Raw genomic sequence first — 19,512 nt, 5'->3', positions numbered from 1 at the left:
TGGACTGACATGAAACAGAAGCTATTAACAGATATTGAGTTGGATGTTCATGAGTTGAAGTATCTCATGGATTCATTTACCAAGGAGCCGACTCCGACTTTGTCTGAACTGTTGAAGCGGAGCATTACACGGATGCAGGGGCGTTTGGAAGAACTGCAGCAGGAGGTGGATGCTGTTCAGGTAATTTCTCCGTCAGCTGTGGAAGAGACAGCGGAAGAGGAGGATGAAGTTGCCGGGTCTGAAGAGGATTCCCCCGTGATTATACAATCTCTCGAATCGGTTGTTGTGAAAGAAGATGAGGAAGGAGAAGCCATTGTTGCGGAAGAGAAACCTGTCGTAATAGCGGCAGCTGCAGAGACAGCAGCAGAAGAAGAAGAAGAAGAAGAAGCAGCAGCAGCAGAAGAAGAAGAAGAAGAAGAAGAAGAAGGGAAAAAAGAGGAACCGGCAATTGTTGAGGAACCTGTCGTTGAAACTGTTGTGAAAGAGGAAGAACCTAAATCGGCTGTGTTGGGAGAAAGTCTCAAACTGTCTGCCGGCTTGCGACATGCTATCAGCTTGAATGATTCTTTCCGTTTTTCTCGTGAACTGTTCGGAGGCAACACTGATTTGATGAATCGGGTTATCGAACAGATATCAGTAATGAGTTCCTACAAGACTGCAGTCGCATTTCTGTCCTCGAAAGTCGAATTGAATGAAGAAAAGGAGGCGGTGAACGACTTTCTGGAGCTACTAAAGAAATATTTTAATCAATCAGTATAAAACAAAAACAAGATGGGAAAGCTATATGTAGTGCCTACGCCGGTAGGGAATCTGGAGGACATGACTTTTCGGGCTATCAAAGTCCTGAAAGAGGTCGATCTGATTTTGGCGGAGGATACACGTACTTCCGGTATTTTGCTGAAACACTTTGAAATAAAGAATGCAATGCAATCCCACCACAAATTTAATGAACATAAAACGGTGGAAAGTGTTGTTAATAGAATAAAGGCAGGTGAAACGGTGGCACTAATTTCGGATGCCGGAACGCCTGGAATTTCCGATCCCGGATTTCTGGTTGTTCGTGAGTGTGTACGCAACGGCATTGAAGTGCAGTGCTTGCCGGGAGCAACCGCTTTTGTTCCGGCACTCGTTGCATCGGGATTGCCGAACGAGAAGTTCTGCTTCGAGGGGTTTCTCCCCCAGAAGAAAGGACGGCAGACACGACTGAAGACATTGGCGGAAGAACACCGTACGATGGTGTTTTATGAATCACCCCACCGTCTGTTGAAGACGTTAACACAGTTTGCCGAATATTTCGGTGCTGAACGTCAGGCAACCGTGTCGCGTGAAATATCCAAGCTCCACGAAGAAACAGTTCGGGGCAGTTTGGCTGAATTGATAGAACACTTTACCGCTACCGAACCCCGGGGCGAGATTGTGATAGTATTAGCAGGAATAGATGATTAAATAATTTCATTAAAAAACGTAAAACGTAAACGTATGAAAAAGTTAGCTGTTTTATTTGTATGCGTAGCCATGTTAGCTTCGTGTGATAGCTTTAAAGGTGGAAGTAAAGACCTGAAAGCTGAAAATGATTCTCTTTTGATGGAACTGAACCAGCGCAATGCTGAACTGGATGATATGATGGGTACTTTCAATGAAGTTCAGGAAGGTTTCCGTAAGATCAATGCTGCCGAAAGCCGTGTTGACTTGCAACGTGGAACCATCACTGAAAACTCTGCCAGCGCCAAGCAACAGATTGCTTCTGACATCGAATTCATCTCTAAACAGATGGAAGAAAACAAAGCGCAGATTGCAAAGTTGCAGGCACAGTTGAAGAACAGCAATTACAATTCTGCACAGATGAAAAAAGCTGTTGCTGCTTTGACTGCTGAATTGAACGCTAAACAACAACGTATCGAAGAACTTCAAACAGAACTGGCTTCCAAGAATATCCGTATCCAGGAATTGGATGCTGCTGTCAGCGACTTGTCTGCTGCTAAAGAAACGTTGGCTGCAGAAAACGAAGCGAAAGCTAAAACCGTTGCTGAACAGGAAAAGAGCTTGAATGCTGCCTGGTTCGTATTCGGTACTAAATCTGAATTGAAAGCTCAAAAGATTCTTCAGAGCGGAGATGTATTGAAGAGCGCTGATTTCAATAAGGATTATTTCACTCAAATCGATATCCGTACAACCAAAGAAATCAAGTTGTACTCTAAACGTGCTGAGTTACTGACTACTCATCCGTCCGGTTCTTATGAATTGGTAAAAGATGACAAAGGCCAGTTGACATTGAAGATTACTAATCCTACTGAATTCTGGAGTGTATCCAGATACTTGGTTATTCAAGTAAAATAAGGTAGACATCCCTTTTTGAATTGCCAATGTGCTGATTCCTGGATTCAAGAAATTAGCACATTGGCTTTTTTGTTTCTTATTATACGCATAACTACTGATGAAATATAAAAATCTTTTTTTTGATCTTGATGATACCATCTGGGCTTTCTCTCAAAATGCCCGTGATACTTTTGAAGAAGTATATCAGAAATATTCATTCGACCGTTATTTTGATTCGTTCGATCATTATTATACCCTTTATCAGCAAAGAAATACCGAACTTTGGATTGAGTACGGCGAAGGAAAAATAACGAAAGATGAATTGAACCGTCAACGTTTCTTTTATCCTTTACAGGCTGTGGGAGTGGAAGATGAAGCGCTTGCCGAACAGTTCTCGAAAGATTTTTTCGCGATTATTCCCACTAAAAGTACTTTGATGCCTCATGCAAAGGAGGTATTGGAATATCTTGCTCCTAAATATAACCTCTATATCCTTTCCAATGGATTCCGTGAATTGCAATCATGCAAGATGCGGTCGGCAGGAGTGGACGGGTATTTCAAAAAAGTGATTCTTTCGGAAGATCTCGGAGTGTTGAAGCCTTGGCCGGCAATATTTAATTTTGCCTTGTCTGCCACTCAATCCGAATTGCGCGAATCCTTGATGATTGGTGACAGTTGGGAAGCGGATATAACCGGAGCGCACGGAGTAGGGATGCATCAGGCTTTTTACAATGTGACGGAACGGACTACTTTCCCTTTTCTTCCCACTTATCACATACATTCCTTGAAAGAATTAATGGATTTATTATAGGTTTTCTGGATTAAGTCGTATTTTTGTTGCGTTTTAATTTTGCATAAAATACGATATAATCATGGATAGTACGCTTCTGCCTTTTGCCTTACTTTGTTTCACTTCATTCTTTACATTGACCAACCCATTGGGAACGATGCCTGTCTTCCTTACCATGACTCATGGTATGACGGATAAGGAACGTCAGTCTATCGTACGTCGCGCCACCATTGTGTCGTTTATTACAATAATGGTATTTGTCTTTGCCGGGCAGTTTCTTTTTAAGTTTTTCGGTATTTCTACCAATGGCTTCCGTATTGCCGGTGGGGTGATTATCTTCAAGATCGGCTTTGATATGCTTCAAGCCCGTTATACACCAATGAAACTGAAAGATGAAGAAATCAAAACGTATGCGGATGATATCTCCATTACTCCTCTCGGCATTCCTATGTTATGCGGTCCCGGAGCGATTGCCAATGCTATTGTCTTGATGCAGGATGCACATTCTTATGAAATGAAGGGAATTTTGATCGGCACTATTGCCCTGATTTATCTGCTGACTTTCTTTATTCTTCGTGCTTCTACGAAATTGGTAAACGTATTGGGCGAGACGGGAAACAATGTAATGATGCGCCTCATGGGATTGATTCTGATGGTAATTGCGGTGGAATGTTTCGTCAGCGGATTGAAACCGATTTTGGTGGATATTGTGAGAGAGGGGATGCTTCCTTGATGATAAAAGATAGAAGGGTTGAAGAGTCCTTAAAATGAAATTTATCTTTGCTGTAAAAAATGAACTACCCTTATAGAAGTTAATAAGATATATATAAATAAAGCCGTAAATGGATGACAACTATCAGGAATATTTTATTTTAAATTACTTTTGTAAAAAATAGATTCCCGAGTTTTTTTATAACCCCCTTAATAGAAATGAGACTAAAACTCCAAGGCTTGCCAAAGAGTTTAGTCTCATTTTTACCTTTATAAATCAGTATCTTTTTTATATCTTGGAATTGGATATATTGTATCTACTCTTTTTTATTTCATTAAAAAGAAGTGAATTGTTTATGGATTCTGATCAGTGGCAATATTTAAGCTTTCATTACCGTCGAACTCTGTCATTGGAATCATCATCGTCATTTCCCAGTCTTCCGGATCAATATAACGTCTGTAGTCTAATAGACGTGCTCCTTCTCCCCATTATTCGATACGATGTTGAAGTAAATGTTTCTTACGTAAAACTATTTATGTATATATTTATAAATAATAAGACCTGCAATTTCGATTAATTCTAAAATTGCAGGTCTCATCTACTTATTTAAAACTTATCCTTATATGGAGGCAATATTAAAAAATGTTTTATCGAGGTAGATTATCACTCCATCCCTCTGTTTGTATAACTCCAAAACCTGAATTAACTTCAAAAGAAGGTATTGGGTACACAAATTTGGCAATGTTGAAATTAGTATACGCTCCATCTGCCACACTAATAATTTTGCCTAATCTTCTTGCATCAAAGAAGCGATGTCCTTCTTGAACCAGTTCTAATTTTCTTTCTTTGTCAATCACATCAATAATCGTCTGATCCTCTGCAATTTCACTATCATCCAAATCCGGGTTTCTTTTTGCCGCTACTTCCAACAGTTTTTCTTTAGCTTTACCATAATCAGGAGTTGATTGTTTTGCATATGCTTCTGCCTGTATTAAATACATTTCAGGCAGTCTGAAAACCGGCAAGTTAGAAATCTGATTATTGGTTGTGATACCACGCATTTTTCCACCAGTCCACGTACCGCCAAGAAGTGCCAGACGAATATCATTAGATGAATATTCTGCTATTGTTGCGCTGTTAATAGACAAACCGTATTTATTCCATAAAGTATTCAGAGCATTAGCAGATAAATAATCATCTTCGGCTTTTGCTATAAAGAAAATGTCTTCTGTCGAAACAGCCAATGTCGTGTACATATTCTTATAGTCTTCTTTGGTTGATACAATTGTACCACCACTTAGGGTTATTGCCTCTTGAGCCGCCGTAATAGCCCCTTCGTAATTTTTCATATAGAGTTTTACGCGAGCTTCAAGTGCAGCAACTGCAGCCGTATTCATATACTGTTTACCTACATTTTCAACACCTTCTTTAGCATAATATTCTTTAGCCTTCGTTATATCATCAAGAATCAGGCTATAATTTTGTTCTACACTAACTCTTGACACCTGTGAATAGGCAGGGACGGGCTCAGTAACGTTTACGATACCTAATGTCGTTTTGTTGGCTTCCGAATATGGCAAACCAAACATGTTAGTCAAATAGAAAGAACAGAGGGCTTTAATTGCATAGGCTTGAGCGATGCATCCTTCCACTTCTGTCAGATCCCCCTTTGTTACTTCTTTAAATGAAGCACCTTCTTTAATGATACGTGCACAACGGTCGATAGCCCAATATCCGTATGCCCATATTTCTTCTATGTATGAATTAGTATCCAGTATCTGATAGCGGAAGATGTCATAGAAATGGGACGTTGCAACGGAATGTGAAGTGATATCCGTTGGCGCATCTCCAATTGCTAATACATCACGTCCCAGAAAACGATATGAACCTAATGTGTAATATACACCATTTAAAGCATTCTGAAAATCTTGGGTAGTAACCAAGGCTTCTTCTGTCGGAACAGAAGTTGATGGCGTTTCTGTCAAGAAGTCATCGCATGCGGTGAATGAAATTGCCATCCAACCGGTTAATAAAGCAAATAATATTTTCTTCATTGTCATAAATTTCTAAAGTTATTTTTTAGAAGCTAAGATTAAGACCGAACATGATATTTCTAGGTACAGGATATGCCCAAGACTGCATACCGGTAGATCTAGTTTGTGGATCAAATCCTATAAAATCTTTAGCAGTGATAGTGAACAAATTGTCAGCAGAGATATAAACTCTTAAATTGTCAATAGCCACTTTATTCATAAGGTTCTTCGGAAGAGTATATCCTAAAACCATGGATTTCATTCTCAAATAAGAACCGTTCATTAAGAAACGGCTGGAATTAGTTTCTGCTCCCGAGTTGTCTCCAGCTACAAATTTGGGTACGTCGGTTATATCTCCCGGCTTTTGCCAGCGGTTGTCATAAACATAGTTAGATACCGGGCCTAAGAAATAATGTCCAACCTGCATATCAAATGCAAATCCGGAGTTATATACTTTATTTCCCAAGGTGAAACTGGTATCAAAAGAGAAGTCAAAACCTTTGTATTTGAAATTCATTCCAAAGCCACCATAAAATTTAGGATCGGCAGAACCTACAATTCGCTGACCGGCCTCATTTACATTTTTTGTTTTCTCATCCCCTTCTTGTCCTTTATACCACATTGCTTCTCCTGTTTCAGGATCCACTCCTGCATATTCCGGCATATAGAACGTATTATACGCTTCACCAACTTTTCTGATAGTTAGAGTATTCTCAATTGGTTTTTCTGTGGCAAGTTTTATGATTTTATTTTTATTTGCCGTACCAGTGAAGCGAACATCCCAACTGAAATCTTTATTTCTAAGTACGTTAGCGTTAATTAAGAATTCTATACCTTTGTTTTCCATCTCACCTACATTTTTCAGGATAGATCCGAATCCAGTTGTGTAAGAAAGTGGTACATCAAATATCATATCTTTTGTCCGTTGGTTATAATAGTCCACTTCGAGTGTCAGTCTTTCGAAGAAAACAGCATGGATACCGATATCGGCTTTCGCAACAGTCTCCCATTTAAGATCCGGATTGGCTATTTGGTAAGGAATAGCTCCAGGTTTGCCATTATAAGAATATCCATAATTATACAATCCCATTGCTGCATAATAACCAATATCCTGATTACCTACAGTTCCATAACTACCTCTGATAGTCAAATCTGTCAACCAATTTTTGGTATTTTCCATAAAGCTTTCGTTAGAGATTCGGTATTTTGCTCCTATAGACCAAAAAGGAGCCCATTTGTTGTTTACACCAAATCTTGACGAGCCGTCATAACGGAAACTGCCTGACAGATAATATTTATCATTCAAGTTATATTCTGCATTCATAAAGAATGAAGAAAGAGTGCTTGCTTTGGTTGAAGATCCCGCCCCTGTTGGCTTGGAAGCATTGTCCAATTCAAAAACAGCATCACTAGGATATCCACTGGCAGCTGCATAAATTGTTCTATAAGATATTTTCTGTGCTTCTTGTCCCAACAACACATTCAAATGATGCATGTCTTTGAAAGTGCGGTTGAAGTTTACGGTATTGGTAATGGTCAAGGTTGTTGCTCTTTCCTGGTTTCTTTGACCAAGCATACCACTACCGGAATATTGAGGATTATAAATTGAACTGTAAAAAAACTCGTCCAAGTCAATCAAGCTCAATCCTGCATTTGTCTTCCATGTTAAGCCATCAATAATATTATAAGTAAAATATGGATTCACAACCAATGTAATCTGCTTTTGATTGCGTTTATCACCTTTTTCTTTATCGTTAATAGCTACAGGATTATAATTAACATTTGTATTATATGTTCCGTCTTCATTGCGCACCTGTTCAAACGGACGGATGTCATATACTGCTACAATAGGATTAGTATATTGGCTTTCAGTCATAGTGTTGTTTATATCGGAGAGTGCTCCATTCACAGAAAGTCCATATCCTATCCGTCCGCTTTTTCCATCTAAACTAATACGTCCGCTATAGCGTTTCATTCCAGTTCCGATGACGATACCTGTATTCTGAAAATATCCTCCACTAATATAATAGCGCAAATTTTCATTCCCACCTTGAGCACTGATATCATATTCTTGTGAAAAACCATTTTGCAGAATCTCCTTCAGCCAATCCACACTCTTGATATTTTGCGTCAAGTCCACATTATACCAATCCATAACATAGGCATTCAGCCATTCAGCAGAAGTCATGCCATCCTCACCGTCATATCCTGCATTTGTTAGTCCTTCGGTCCAGATCTCTTTGTATTTATCCAGATTTGTCGTACGATAATTATGATCTATCTTACCTACAAAACTAGTTCCGACTTTTGCATTCACATTAAAACGCGCTTTTCCCAGACTACCTTTTTTAGTAGTAACTACAATTACTCCATTCGCTGCACGAGCTCCATAAATAGCTGTAGCTGTAGCATCTTTCAAAACTGTGATGGACTCAATGTCGTTAGGATTGATATTAGCCATCGGACTTGCCGCCATATCCCCTGTTCCGGCTTTGTTATAAGCCCCCATTTTGTCTGTGTAAATGGCAATACCATCAATTACGTATAAAGGTTCAGTTCCAGAGTTCATTGAACCAACCCCACGAATAGTAGTAGAAGCATATGCACCAGGTTGTCCAGTCAAGCTATTTACTTGTAAACCAGCTACTGATCCTTCCAAAGACTTCATAAAGTTTGCATCTGTTTTTTTCATCAAGTCCTTATTATCCACCGTTTGGGCAGATCCCGTAAATGCCGCTTTTTTAGTTACCCCATATCCGGTTACCACAACCTCATCTATTAGCTGTGCATCAGATTTGAGAACCACTCGCAAATTGGGCTTTATCGCCACTTCCTGCGTCTGCATACCGATGTACGAAATCTGCAAAGTCTTTGCAGAACTAAATACAACTATAATATGTTGATTACTAACAATATATATGATGTTTGCTTTCCTTTGGAAATATTTTTTTGTTGTAGTTATTATGCAGATTATCAATATATTAAGCACCTACCAAACATATTAGTTTACTGATTTATGATACCAGATTTCTATCAAAAATAGGGCATAACCATCTATTAATTAATTATTTAAGTTCTTATCTTATATGATATAAGCTAAAACTTATTTCCATCTTAACTGTTGAAGATGGTTTTCTTGTTCTAAATTATATCCAATAATTATTGACTATAATAATATATTCATTAGCAAACGGTAATCTAAGAAAAAGAAAAACTCCAGATGAAAAAATGCATATTTTATTACTGTATATTTTAAAATATGCAGGGGTGGATTCAAATATCCTCCAAAATCGCAGAGAATATGATTGATGAATATTTATATTGGATGGTTATATGCTTTTTCTGTATCAAAGAGATTGTGTAATTACATCTAATTATGCAAAAAGAGGTATTTATCATTTATCTGATGCTAAAATGAAAGAACCCCAAATGCCGGATTTTAATAGCTATTAGAGGCTGTCAAGTTTATAAATTAGCTTTTAATCCTTTCCTTTTAAAGAAAGCAAGGGCTTCTCTACGACCAATGACTCGTTCCTTTTAAAGGAACGCTTTATTCCTTTAAATGGGACGAGTGATAATATTCGTAATTATGATGTATCTTTAGATTATATATATGCGTTTTCGGAACTTATATTGCATATTCTTTCATTTAATTATACACACTTTCTTCTATTAGAGAAAATTATACCTTCCATTTCTATAACCAAATCTTAAAAACAGAACACTTTCGTTTAGTTTTTGTGCTTATTATTATTTTTTTGATGAGGCAGTTTTCTCAAGATCACGCACCACTGTAATATCCATTATATTCGCATATACCTGCGTGGTCTTTACACTTTTATGTCCTAACAGTTTTTGTACAGTAGTTATATTGGCACCATTATATAATAATAAGGTAGCATTTGTATGACGGGCGGTGTGAAACGATACACGTTTATCAATTTTAGCCAAGCCTGCCAATATGTTTAATTCCTTATTAATATTAGAATTGTCTTTCAACTTGAAAAAACTATTGAGGTCATCTTTATAGCGTTGTAATATCTGGATTCCTTTACCCTCAAATAATAAATATAAAGGAAGGCGTACCTCCATACCTGTTTTGACAGATTTGTATATTATCCAAGTCTCCTGATGGAACTCAACAATATTTGCAGAGGTCAGATTAGTGAAATCAGAATATCGTAATCCAGCATAACAGCAAAATAAAAAAGCATCTTTTGTTTTTTGCAGTCTCGTATATCTTCCAGTCAGCTGCAAATTCTCAAATTTGTGTAACTCTTCCGGAGCTAAGTGTGTATGGCTTCCTTCTATACTTTTAATTTTATATTTTCTAAAGGCATACTTCTGTATATCCATATACTCCTTATTTATTGCAACATTAATATATCGTTTCAGATGCTTCATGTGCTTGGCAATAGTATTAAGGTGATAACCTTTAGATTGCAGGTAATTATCAAATGAAGACACAAACTCAAATGTCAAATCGGTAAATAATACCTCTTTCTTGAACTCCTGAAGTAATTCAAGCGTGGAAAGGTGATTTTGACGGGTACTTTCTTTCAAAGAAGAATTGGCTATCTCCTCTTTAAAAAAAGTCAAAAATGACCTTCCATTGCTTAGAGGTTTATCAATAGAATTTTTTAATAAATCTAACGATATGGACTTTCCCTGTTGCCATAGTCCAAGTTCTGTTTGCTCAATAGCTGCTATATTTTCATATAACATACGATTCAAAACATTCGCATTAGGATGATTCTTCACCATTTTTCGTTTGGCATCCCACTGTTCCGGTTTGAGATATATTTTGGTGGAGAAATACATCTTTTTCCTGTTCAGATAGGCTTCTACCTGAACTAATGCCATTCCTCTTTTATTCAATCTCTTCTTTCTGTTAAACACAAGGTTGTAACTGATCTTTTCCATACTTTCATTTTTTAATTAATAATAGAACAAATTAGACGTAATTCTGTGCTATATCAGAGGCGAATAAGCATTAATATCTCTAAAAAATAAATCTTCAAATCACTTGGTATTCACAAAACTTTAAATTAAATGCCACTTTTTTATTCGCTTTTTCACGAAAAAAGCAAAAAGAATGGCTTTTAAAGGTGTTTTATGACTAAAAACGAGTAAAAGAAATATTAAAAGAGGCATTTTGCTTATGCAAAGTGTCAATTGCTGTTTTAGCAATCAAAGCTTTTGGTTGAAAAAAATATGCTTATCGGCATAAATACAGCTTATAAAATAACAAAATGTTATATTTGCAACTTTTTTTTATTAATATAATTGCTAGTTTCAGTTTTATTAATATATTTGCAAATTGTTAGAGTAAAGATACAAATAATGTAAAGTTAAACTTTAAGAGAGAATTTATGAAAAGAAAATTAATGCTGTTATTGGCATGCCTTTTTGTGGGCATAGGCCTAGTAACTGCCCAGACTCAAAAGGTCACAGGCGTTGTGATTTCTGAAGAAGACGGGCAGCCAGTTGTTGGCGCTTCTGTGTTGGTAAAAGGTACCACTCTGGGTACAATCACAGATGTAGATGGTAATTTTAATTTGTCGAATGTACCAAGTTCTGCAAAGACTTTGCAGATTTCGTATATTGGTATGCAGACACAAGAAGTGGTGATCAAACCAACTTTAAAAGTTGTGCTAAAGTCTGATTCCCAAAATCTAGATGAGGTTGTAGTGACAGCTATGGGGATTAAGCGATCGGAAAAATCCCTAGGTTATGCCGTATCTAGTGTGAAGGGAGATGAAATAACTAAAGCACGTGAAAGTAATGTACTTAATTCATTGTCTGGTAAGATTGCGGGACTGCAAATAGCCCAATCATCTGGTACGGTAGGTGGTAGTTCAAGTATACAGATTCGTGGAGCTTCGTCTATTGGTACCGTTTCTTCTCCTTTATTTATTATTGACGGGCTTCCAATTGACAATGGTTCCTATAACCCTGACAGAACTAATGGTATAGTTGATGTCGGTAATCGTGCAGGGGATATTAATTCAGATGATATTGAATCTATCAATGTATTGAAGGGAGCAGCTGCAACAGCATTGTATGGAGCGCGTGCAAAGGATGGTGCTATCGTTATTACTACTAAGAAGGGAAAGAAGAACTCACCGGTGTTTGTAACAGTAAACTCTTCTACACGATTTGAAAATGTACTAAAGTTACCTGACTTTCAAAATGAATATGCACAAGGCAGTTATGGTGTATATAATGTGAAAATGTTGAATGGTTGGGGACCGAAGATCTCATCGGTACAAGATCAGCAGTTTACAGATTACAAAGGTGATAAAGTGACTTTGAAGGCAAATCCTGATAATGTAAAGGATTTCTATGAAACGGGAATGAGTTATATTAATAATGTATCAGTTGCGGGGGGTGGTGAAAAGGCGGACTTCCGTTTGAGCTTTACTTCTACTAATCAGACTGGTGTTGTACCTGGATCTGACTATAATAAATACGCTTTTTCTGTCAATGCGGGTATGAATTTTACTAAGAACTTCACAGGTCGTATTTCTGCTCAATATATACGTTCCGACTCTGAAGGTCGTCCAGCGCAAGGTGCAAATGATAGTAACCTACTGATTCCATTGATTAATGGATTGCCGAGAACTATTGATATACATGATATTCAAAAGAATTGGGTGGATGAGAATGGAAAGCAAATCACATTAGATCCGGAAGGTAAAAGTAATAATCCATATTGGATTATTAATAAGAATAAGTTTACCAATAATTTAGATCGTATGATTGGTAATATCACATTGACTTATAAACCGATTGAAGGACTGACTATCACCAATAATGCCGGAACAGATTTTTACACAGAAGGAAGGCGTAAGGTATATGCAAAAGGTACTGTAGGAGCCTTGAACGGAAAGTTCCAGACTTGGAATTTGTATAAAAGAATTATAAATAATGACTTAATGGTTTCTTACGAGAAGACTTTTGCAAATGACTATCATTTTAAGGTAATGATGGGGCATAATCTCTATCAGGAGGAATGGAAGAATGAAAATGTGCAGGCGCAGAATCTGGTTGTTGATGGGCTATACACATATACTAATGCGAAGTCTACTACTCCGGTAAATTATTATGAAAAGAAACGTCTTGTTGGTTTATATGGAGATATTAGTTTGGGATACAAAGATATGCTTTTCGTAAATGTAACAGGACGTAATGACTGGTCGTCTACTCTACCGATCAATAATCGTTCCTATTTCTATCCTTCCATAAGTGGTAGTTTTATTTTTACGGAGTTGATGGAAAACAAAGATATTCTGAATTTTGGTAAGGTTCGTTTGAGTTATGCTAATGTGGGTAGTGATGAAGATCCGTACAATTTGGCATTTAAATATACTCCCGCTAGTACTTACTTTTTGCAATATCTGGGTAATGTTAACACTTTCCCCCATATGGGATTAGTTGGCTTTACGGGACCTCGTGTCTTACCAAATGAGAATTTGAAGCCGCAAAATCAAAGTTCTTTTGAAGTTGGAGCTGATTTGCGTTTCTTCGGTGGAAAAATTAGGTTAGATATGACTTATTATAGCAATATTACAAAGAATCAGATTGTAAGTATTGATGTCCCATTGTCAACAGGCTACTTTGCCAATAATATTAATGCCGGGAAGATTGCCAATAAAGGTGTTGAAGTAACTTTGGGGTTGACTCCTGTGGAAACACGTGATTTTAAATGGGACCTGGATGCAACATTTGCTTCAAATAAGCAGACAGTGGAGGAGTTAGCTGAAGGACTTGATGAATATACGTTAACGAGTGGACTGAGCGGTTTACAAATTAAGGCTGCTAAAGGAGATTCGTTTGGCTTGTATGGCACGGGTTGGAAACGTGATGACCAAGGAAATTATGTGATTAATTCTAAAACAGGTTTGAGAGAAACTGTTAATAACGTGCGTTTAGGAGATGTATATCCTGATTTTACGATGGGAATCAACAATACATTTACTTATAAGGGAGTTACCTTGAGTTTCTTGATTGATATCCGTCATGGAGGTTCTTTGTATTCAGAGACTGTAGCTAATTTAAGAAGTAGCGGTTTGGCTGCTGAAACAATAGCTCACCGTGAAGATGCTTCCTTTATTGAGCCGGGTGTAATCCTTCAGGATGATGGAACATATAGACCTAATGATGTTCCTGTGAAAAGTATGCAGGATTATTGGCAGCATATATCCAATTCTAGTAATAATGAAGGGAATATCTATAATGCATCATTTGTAAAACTCAGAGAGGTACAGTTGTCTTATAGCTTCCCACGCAAATGGTTCAAGAGCTTTTTTGTTAAATCATTGGATTTAGGTTTTGAGGCACGTAACTTATGGATTATTAAAGATCATGTGCCACATATTGATCCGGAAGCTAACTTCTTCGGTCCTTCTCAGATTGGGGGTGGTGTAGAGTTTAACAGCATACCTTCTACCAGAAGTTTTGGATTTAATGTCAGATTAACATTGTAAGATTTAAACGAATATGATAATGAAAAAGAAAATATTAACATACGCATTGAGCGCTTTGGCATGTTTAACTTCATGTAGCGATTGGCTCGATATTAACCATGATCCCAATACTGCCGAGAAAGTTGATCCCGGGTATTTGTTTAACTATGTAGCTGTAAACTGGGCTGGAACACGCACTGGTGGTGACTTTTATATTCCTTTATCTATGAGTTCGCAGTGTCAAGTTGATGGTGGACTTGATTACGGTGGCTGGGATGAATCTGTATATACTATTTCTCCTTATAGTACAGGGAATGTCTGGAAACATTATTATTCTGTAGGTGGCAATAATTTGATGTTAGCTATTAAAAATGCAGAAGAGTCAGAACCGGTGAATCACAATGCTATTGCGCAGTGTAAGATTCTTTTGGCTGAGCATATGTATGAGGCAACGATGTTGTGGGGAGATATTCCTTTCACAGAATCCTGGAACGGAACAATTAAATATCCGAAATTTGATTCTCAGGAAAGTGTATTGAATGGTGTTTTGTCATTACTTGATGAGGCATTACAGCTTATAGATCTGAATGATGCTAATGCAATTGATGAGTACGATATCTATTACAAAGGTGATATGAACAAATGGATGACTTTGGCAAAGTCTTTAAAATTCAGAACATTGATGGTTATGGTAGATAAAGACCCTTCTAAGGCTGCTGCTATTGGTACGTTGCTGCAGGCTGGAGGAATGGTTGCATCAGCAGCGGACAATTTGGTATTTCCTTACTCTACAGATCCGGGTAACCAGAACCCTAAATATGAACTTATAGAATTGGTTGGGGGGACACAAATATTGTTCTTTGCCAGCAATTATATGTTGAAACCGATGCAAGAACGTAATGATCCCCGTATTCCCTGTTATTTTGAACCGGGTGCGGATGGTGTATACCGGGGGTTGGGTAATAGAGAGGCTGCAAAGACGGATGATGAAGAAAATCTACTGTCATCTGTTGTAAGTAACTACCTTTTCAGAAGAGACGCTCCGGAATTGATTTATTCTTGTCAAGAACAGCTACTTTTGGAAGCAGAAGCTTATGCGCGCGGATTAGGAGTTGCTCAAAATCTGTCGAAAGCTAATGAACTGTACCTGAAAGGAATTCGTGAAGCATGTGCTTTTTATGGAGTTGCGGAATCCGATATTGATACATATGTTACAGGTTTACCGGAATTGACAACGATGACCCAGGAAAAAGCTCTGTATGAGATTCATATGCAGCAATGGATTGATTTGATGGATCGTCCGTTTGAGGAGTTTGTACAATGGAGGCGATCTGGTACTGCCGGAAACGAGGTCCCGACATTGCAAGTCCCGGAAGATGCAACTTCAAAAGAATTGATCAGAAGATGGGAATATAGTCCTGAAGAAATGACAGCTAATATTAATGCACCGAAAGAATCTCCGAAAATCTGGGAAAAACTATGGTTTGATTTATAATTGAATTACCATAAATGATACGAAAAAGAGGACAATAAAACATTGTCCTCTTTTTTTTTGTTATATTTGCGCCCACATTATTATATATAATAGAAGTAAAGAATGAAAGAATTTGTAATATCCGAAGCCAAAGTAGAAACAGCAGTGCTTGTAGGACTCATCACACAGACGCAGGATGAGCGTAAAACAAACGAGTATCTGGATGAACTGGCTTTCCTTGCCGAGACGGCTGGGGCGGAAGTTGTGAAACGATTTACACAGAAGTTGCCGACGGCTAACTCTGTGACTTATGTTGGAAAAGGAAAGTTGGAAGAAATCAGACAATATATCCATGACGAAGAGGAAGCAGAACGTGAAGTAGGAATGGTCATCTTTGATGATGAGCTTTCTGCGAAACAGATTCGTAATATTGAAGCTGAACTGAAAGTGAAGATACTGGACCGTACTTCACTGATTCTTGATATATTTGCCATGCGTGCGCAGACAGCCAATGCGAAGACACAGGTAGAACTGGCACAGTATAAATATATGTTGCCGCGTTTGCAGCGGCTTTGGACTCACTTGGAACGCCAGGGAGGTGGTTCCGGTGCCGGTGGTGGTAAAGGTTCCGTGGGACTTCGTGGTCCGGGTGAAACACAGCTTGAGATGGACCGCCGTATCATCCTGAACCGTATGTCATTGCTGAAAGAACGTCTGGCGGAGATTGACAAGCAGAAAGCTACCCAACGCAAGAATCGCGGACGCATGATACGTGTTGCACTGGTTGGTTATACCAATGTGGGAAAATCAACCATGATGAATCTTCTCTCCAAGAGTGAAGTGTTTGCGGAAAACAAACTGTTCGCTACTTTAGACACTACTGTGCGCAAAGTGATTATCGATAATCTACCGTTCCTGTTGTCAGATACAGTAGGGTTTATTCGCAAGTTACCTACCGACTTGGTAGAATCTTTTAAATCTACCCTGGATGAGGTACGTGAAGCAGATTTGCTTGTGCACGTAGTCGATATTTCTCACCCCGGATTTGAGGAACAGATTGAGGTGGTGAACAAGACCCTGGCAGAGATTGGCGGCAGTGGCAAACCTATGATACTTGTATTTAATAAAATAGACGCTTACACCTACGTGGAGAAAGCGCCGGACGACCTTACCCCCCGAACAAAGGAAAACTTAACACTCGAAGAACTGATGAAGACGTGGATGGCAAAAATGGAGGATAACTGCCTTTTTATTTCCGCCCGCGAACGAATCAATATAGACGAACTGAAAAATGTAGTTTATCAGCGAGTGAAAGAATTACACGTTCAGAAATATCCCTATAACGATTTTCTTTATCAGACCTACGAAGAAGAAGAGGAAGAATAATCAATATGCTAATGTGCTGATGTGCCAATTGGTTGCGCGTACTGCATCAGAATTGGCACATTGGCATATAGGCACATTAACACATTATTAAGATGAAAGACTATCGTAGATTGACTGAAGATGAGATACTTCAGTTGAAGAGCCAGTCATGTCTGGCCGATGATTGGGGAAATGTATCAGTGGCAGAGGGTTTTAATTGTGAGTACGTCCATCATACCCGTTTCTCGGGTGAAGTAAAACTGGGGGTATTCGAAGCTGAATTTACATTGCCGGGGGGAATCAAGAAACATTCGGGATTACGTCATGTGACGTTGCACAATGTGTCGGTGGGTGATAACTGCTGTATTGAGAATATACAGAACTATATTGCTAATTATGAGATTGGCAGTGACACCTTCATTGAGAATGTAGATATTATTTTAGTGGATAGGTTAAGCACTTTTGGTAATGGGGTAGAAGTGGCTGTCTTGAATGAAACAGGAGGCCGTGAGGTGTTGATGAACGATAAATTGTCTGCGCACCAGGCATATATTCTTGCACTCTACCGCCATCGTCCCGAGCTGATAAACCGTATGAAATCCATTGCGGATTATTATTCCAATAAACATGCTTCTGCTGTCGGCAGTATTGGCAATCATGTGATGATTCTCAATACGGGCTCGATCAAGAATGTCCGGATTGGTGATTACTGCCATATCTGTGGGACCTGTCGCTTATCCAATGGCAGCGTCAATAGTAATGTGACGGCACCTGTACATATCGGACATGGTGTAATCTGTGATGACTTTATTATTTCTTCCGGCTCTAAAGTGGATGACGGTACGATGCTGACTCGTTGTTTCGTCGGACAATCCTGTAAACTGGGACACAATTATTCCGCTTCCGATTCTTTATTTTTTAGTAATTGTCAGGGAGAGAATGGTGAGGCATGTGCTATTTTTGCAGGTCCTTTTACGGTGACACACCATAAATCTACTTTATTGATTGCCGGTATGTTCTCGTTTATGAATGCGGGTTCGGGGTCCAATCAGAGTAATCACATGTATAAGTTAGGTCCTATCCATCAGGGAACGATGGAGAGAGGAGCGAAGACCACTTCCGATTCATATATCCTGTGGCCGGCACGTGTCGGGGCTTTCTCTTTGGTAATGGGACGTCATGTTAATCATGCCGATACTTCCAATCTTCCTTTCTCTTACCTGATAGAGCAGCGGAATACCACTTATCTGGTTCCGGGAGTTAATTTGAGAAGTGTAGGTACTATCCGTGACGCACAGAAATGGCCAAAGCGTGATAAGCGAAAAGATCCGAACCGGCTGGATTATATCAATTATAACCTGCTGAGTCCTTATACCATTCAGAAGATGTTTAAAGGACGTTCCATTTTGAAAGAATTGAAACGTGTATCCGGTGAAACTTCAGAGATCTACTCCTACCAGAGTGCTAAAATCAAGAACTCTTCTCTGAATAACGGAATTCGTTTTTATGAAATCGCCATTCACAAGTTCTTGGGAAACTCCATCATAAAACGATTGGAGGGTATTAATTTCCAGACCAATGAAGAAATCCGTCAGCGACTGAAACCTGACACGGAAATCGGACTTGGCGAATGGGTGGATGTTTCCGGACTGATTGCTCCCAAGAGTGAAATCGACCGATTGTTGGATGGTATTGAGAATGGAACAGTCAATCGTTTGAAATCCATCAATGCAAGCTTTGCAGAAATGCACGAGAATTATTATACCTATGAATGGACATGGGCTTATCATAAGATTCAGGAATTCTACGGCCTGAATCCGGAAACGATTACAGCACAAGATATCATCGGTATCGTGAAAGCGTGGCAGCAAGCTGTTGTCGGATTGGATAAGATGGTATATGAGGATGCCAAGAAAGAATTTTCGTTGTCTTCCATGACCGGATTTGGTGCTGACGGCTCCCACGACGAAATGAAGCAGGATTTTGAGCAAGTACGCGGTGATTTCGAAAGTAATACCTTTGTGACTGCCGTCTTGAAACATATTGAAGATAAAACAGCTCTTGGAAACGAGTTAATCAAACGGATTGAAGCAATCGAATCATAATAGGAGTGGCAGATGGCGAACTGTGGATGATAAACAGGATATGATAAATAGCAAACTGTAAATAAAATAGTGAGCGGTGAACGGCAGATGTCAATGAATGGCATAGCTTGTTTACCGCTCGTTGTTTATTGTTTATGATTGTCTTTTGCTGTTCCTGCTTTTCTCCGTTATTCATTCTTAATTCTTCATTCATCATTCGCCATTCTTCATTCTTAATTACTACCTTTGCCACACTAATTAACATTACGT

The 19,512-nt window shown here is 38.6% G+C and carries 13 protein-coding genes; 9 read left to right on the top strand and 4 right to left on the bottom strand.

What is annotated here, in order from left to right:
• Window positions 1-9 precede the first annotated feature (9 nt).
• The 5 genes from INE92_RS14855 (at window position 10) to INE92_RS14835 (ending at window position 3,839) form a co-directional block, all read left to right on the top strand.
• Entirely contained in the window at window positions 10-759 is a 750-nt protein-coding gene (locus INE92_RS14855; RefSeq protein WP_211421175.1) for a hypothetical protein, read from the top strand.
• Between the two features lie 12 nt (window positions 760-771).
• Window positions 772-1,446 (top strand): 16S rRNA (cytidine(1402)-2'-O)-methyltransferase, encoded by a 675-nt coding sequence (gene rsmI, locus INE92_RS14850; RefSeq protein WP_004299177.1) that lies wholly within the window; start codon window positions 772-774, stop codon window positions 1,444-1,446.
• Between the two features lie 33 nt (window positions 1,447-1,479).
• Entirely contained in the window at window positions 1,480-2,337 is an 858-nt protein-coding gene (locus tag INE92_RS14845) for a Cbp1 family collagen-binding glycoprotein adhesin (protein WP_004299178.1), read from the top strand.
• A gap of 97 nt (window positions 2,338-2,434) precedes the next feature.
• On the top strand, window positions 2,435-3,127 hold the full coding sequence (locus INE92_RS14840; protein ID WP_004299179.1) for a YjjG family noncanonical pyrimidine nucleotidase: 693 nt from the start codon (window positions 2,435-2,437) through the stop codon (window positions 3,125-3,127).
• Window positions 3,128-3,188: 61 nt separating this feature from the next.
• Entirely contained in the window at window positions 3,189-3,839 is a 651-nt protein-coding gene (locus INE92_RS14835; RefSeq protein WP_004323496.1) for a MarC family protein, read from the top strand.
• A gap of 626 nt (window positions 3,840-4,465) precedes the next feature.
• On the opposite strand, the gene INE92_RS14830 is transcribed toward INE92_RS14835, so the two are convergent.
• From INE92_RS14830 to INE92_RS14820, 3 genes are all read right to left on the bottom strand, one after another.
• The gene (locus tag INE92_RS14830) at window positions 4,466-5,878 is read right to left on the bottom strand and encodes a RagB/SusD family nutrient uptake outer membrane protein (protein ID WP_004299182.1); all 1,413 of its coding nucleotides are present in this window, start codon (window positions 5,876-5,878) and stop codon (window positions 4,466-4,468) included.
• Window positions 5,879-5,897: 19 nt separating this feature from the next.
• Complete coding sequence (locus tag INE92_RS14825) at window positions 5,898-8,696, bottom strand: SusC/RagA family TonB-linked outer membrane protein (RefSeq protein ID WP_250698624.1); 2,799 nt, start codon at window positions 8,694-8,696, stop codon at window positions 5,898-5,900.
• A 905-nt stretch (window positions 8,697-9,601) separates the two neighbouring features.
• A complete protein-coding gene (locus INE92_RS14820) occupies window positions 9,602-10,774 on the bottom strand; it encodes a site-specific integrase (protein WP_004326266.1) in 1,173 nt (390 codons plus the stop codon).
• Between the two features lie 449 nt (window positions 10,775-11,223).
• Between INE92_RS14820 and INE92_RS14815 the strand changes: the two genes are divergently transcribed.
• The 4 genes from INE92_RS14815 (at window position 11,224) to INE92_RS14800 (ending at window position 19,263) form a co-directional block, all read left to right on the top strand.
• The gene (locus INE92_RS14815) at window positions 11,224-14,340 is read left to right on the top strand and encodes a SusC/RagA family TonB-linked outer membrane protein (RefSeq protein ID WP_004299186.1); all 3,117 of its coding nucleotides are present in this window, start codon (window positions 11,224-11,226) and stop codon (window positions 14,338-14,340) included.
• Window positions 14,341-14,353: 13 nt separating this feature from the next.
• The gene (locus INE92_RS14810) at window positions 14,354-15,814 is read left to right on the top strand and encodes a SusD/RagB family nutrient-binding outer membrane lipoprotein (RefSeq protein WP_004299187.1); all 1,461 of its coding nucleotides are present in this window, start codon (window positions 14,354-14,356) and stop codon (window positions 15,812-15,814) included.
• A gap of 102 nt (window positions 15,815-15,916) precedes the next feature.
• Window positions 15,917-17,179 (top strand): GTPase HflX, encoded by a 1,263-nt coding sequence (gene hflX / locus INE92_RS14805; RefSeq protein WP_004326261.1) that lies wholly within the window; start codon window positions 15,917-15,919, stop codon window positions 17,177-17,179.
• Between the two features lie 92 nt (window positions 17,180-17,271).
• Window positions 17,272-19,263 carry a DUF4954 family protein gene (locus INE92_RS14800; RefSeq protein ID WP_004299189.1) on the top strand — a complete coding sequence of 664 codons (1,992 nt, stop codon included), beginning with the start codon at window positions 17,272-17,274 and terminating at the stop codon, window positions 19,261-19,263.
• Here the strand turns inward: INE92_RS14800 and INE92_RS14795 are convergent.
• Window positions 19,235-19,495: a hypothetical protein gene (locus INE92_RS14795; protein ID WP_224262987.1), complete on the bottom strand. Its 261-nt coding sequence runs from the start codon at window positions 19,493-19,495 to the stop codon at window positions 19,235-19,237. The two genes, INE92_RS14800 and INE92_RS14795, sit on opposite strands and share 29 nt — an antisense overlap.
• Window positions 19,496-19,512: the final 17 nt, after the last annotated feature.

The sequence above is a fragment of the Bacteroides xylanisolvens genome, assembly GCF_018289135.1.
Lineage (GTDB): Bacteria > Bacteroidota > Bacteroidia > Bacteroidales > Bacteroidaceae > Bacteroides > Bacteroides xylanisolvens.
This window is presented reverse-complemented; position numbering and strand designations above follow the sequence as displayed.

Bases quoted from the DNA above. Each gene is read 5' to 3' on its own strand.
- INE92_RS14835 (WP_004323496.1), top strand. From the start codon at position 3,189: ATGGATAGTACGCTTCTGCCTTTTGCCTTACTTTGTTTCACTTCATTC.
- INE92_RS14830 (WP_004299182.1), bottom strand. From the start codon at position 5,878: ATGACAATGAAGAAAATATTATTTGCTTTATTAACCGGTTGGATGGCA.
- INE92_RS14825 (WP_250698624.1), bottom strand. From the start codon at position 8,696: ATGCAGACGCAGGAAGTGGCGATAAAGCCCAATTTGCGAGTGGTTCTC.
- INE92_RS14845 (WP_004299178.1), top strand. From the start codon at position 1,480: ATGAAAAAGTTAGCTGTTTTATTTGTATGCGTAGCCATGTTAGCTTCG.
- INE92_RS14815 (WP_004299186.1), top strand. From the start codon at position 11,224: ATGAAAAGAAAATTAATGCTGTTATTGGCATGCCTTTTTGTGGGCATA.
- INE92_RS14810 (WP_004299187.1), top strand. From the start codon at position 14,354: ATGATAATGAAAAAGAAAATATTAACATACGCATTGAGCGCTTTGGCA.
- INE92_RS14840 (WP_004299179.1), top strand. From the start codon at position 2,435: ATGAAATATAAAAATCTTTTTTTTGATCTTGATGATACCATCTGGGCT.
- hflX (WP_004326261.1), top strand. From the start codon at position 15,917: ATGAAAGAATTTGTAATATCCGAAGCCAAAGTAGAAACAGCAGTGCTT.
- INE92_RS14820 (WP_004326266.1), bottom strand. From the start codon at position 10,774: ATGGAAAAGATCAGTTACAACCTTGTGTTTAACAGAAAGAAGAGATTG.
- INE92_RS14855 (WP_211421175.1), top strand. From the start codon at position 10: ATGAAACAGAAGCTATTAACAGATATTGAGTTGGATGTTCATGAGTTG.
- INE92_RS14800 (WP_004299189.1), top strand. From the start codon at position 17,272: ATGAAAGACTATCGTAGATTGACTGAAGATGAGATACTTCAGTTGAAG.
- rsmI (WP_004299177.1), top strand. From the start codon at position 772: ATGGGAAAGCTATATGTAGTGCCTACGCCGGTAGGGAATCTGGAGGAC.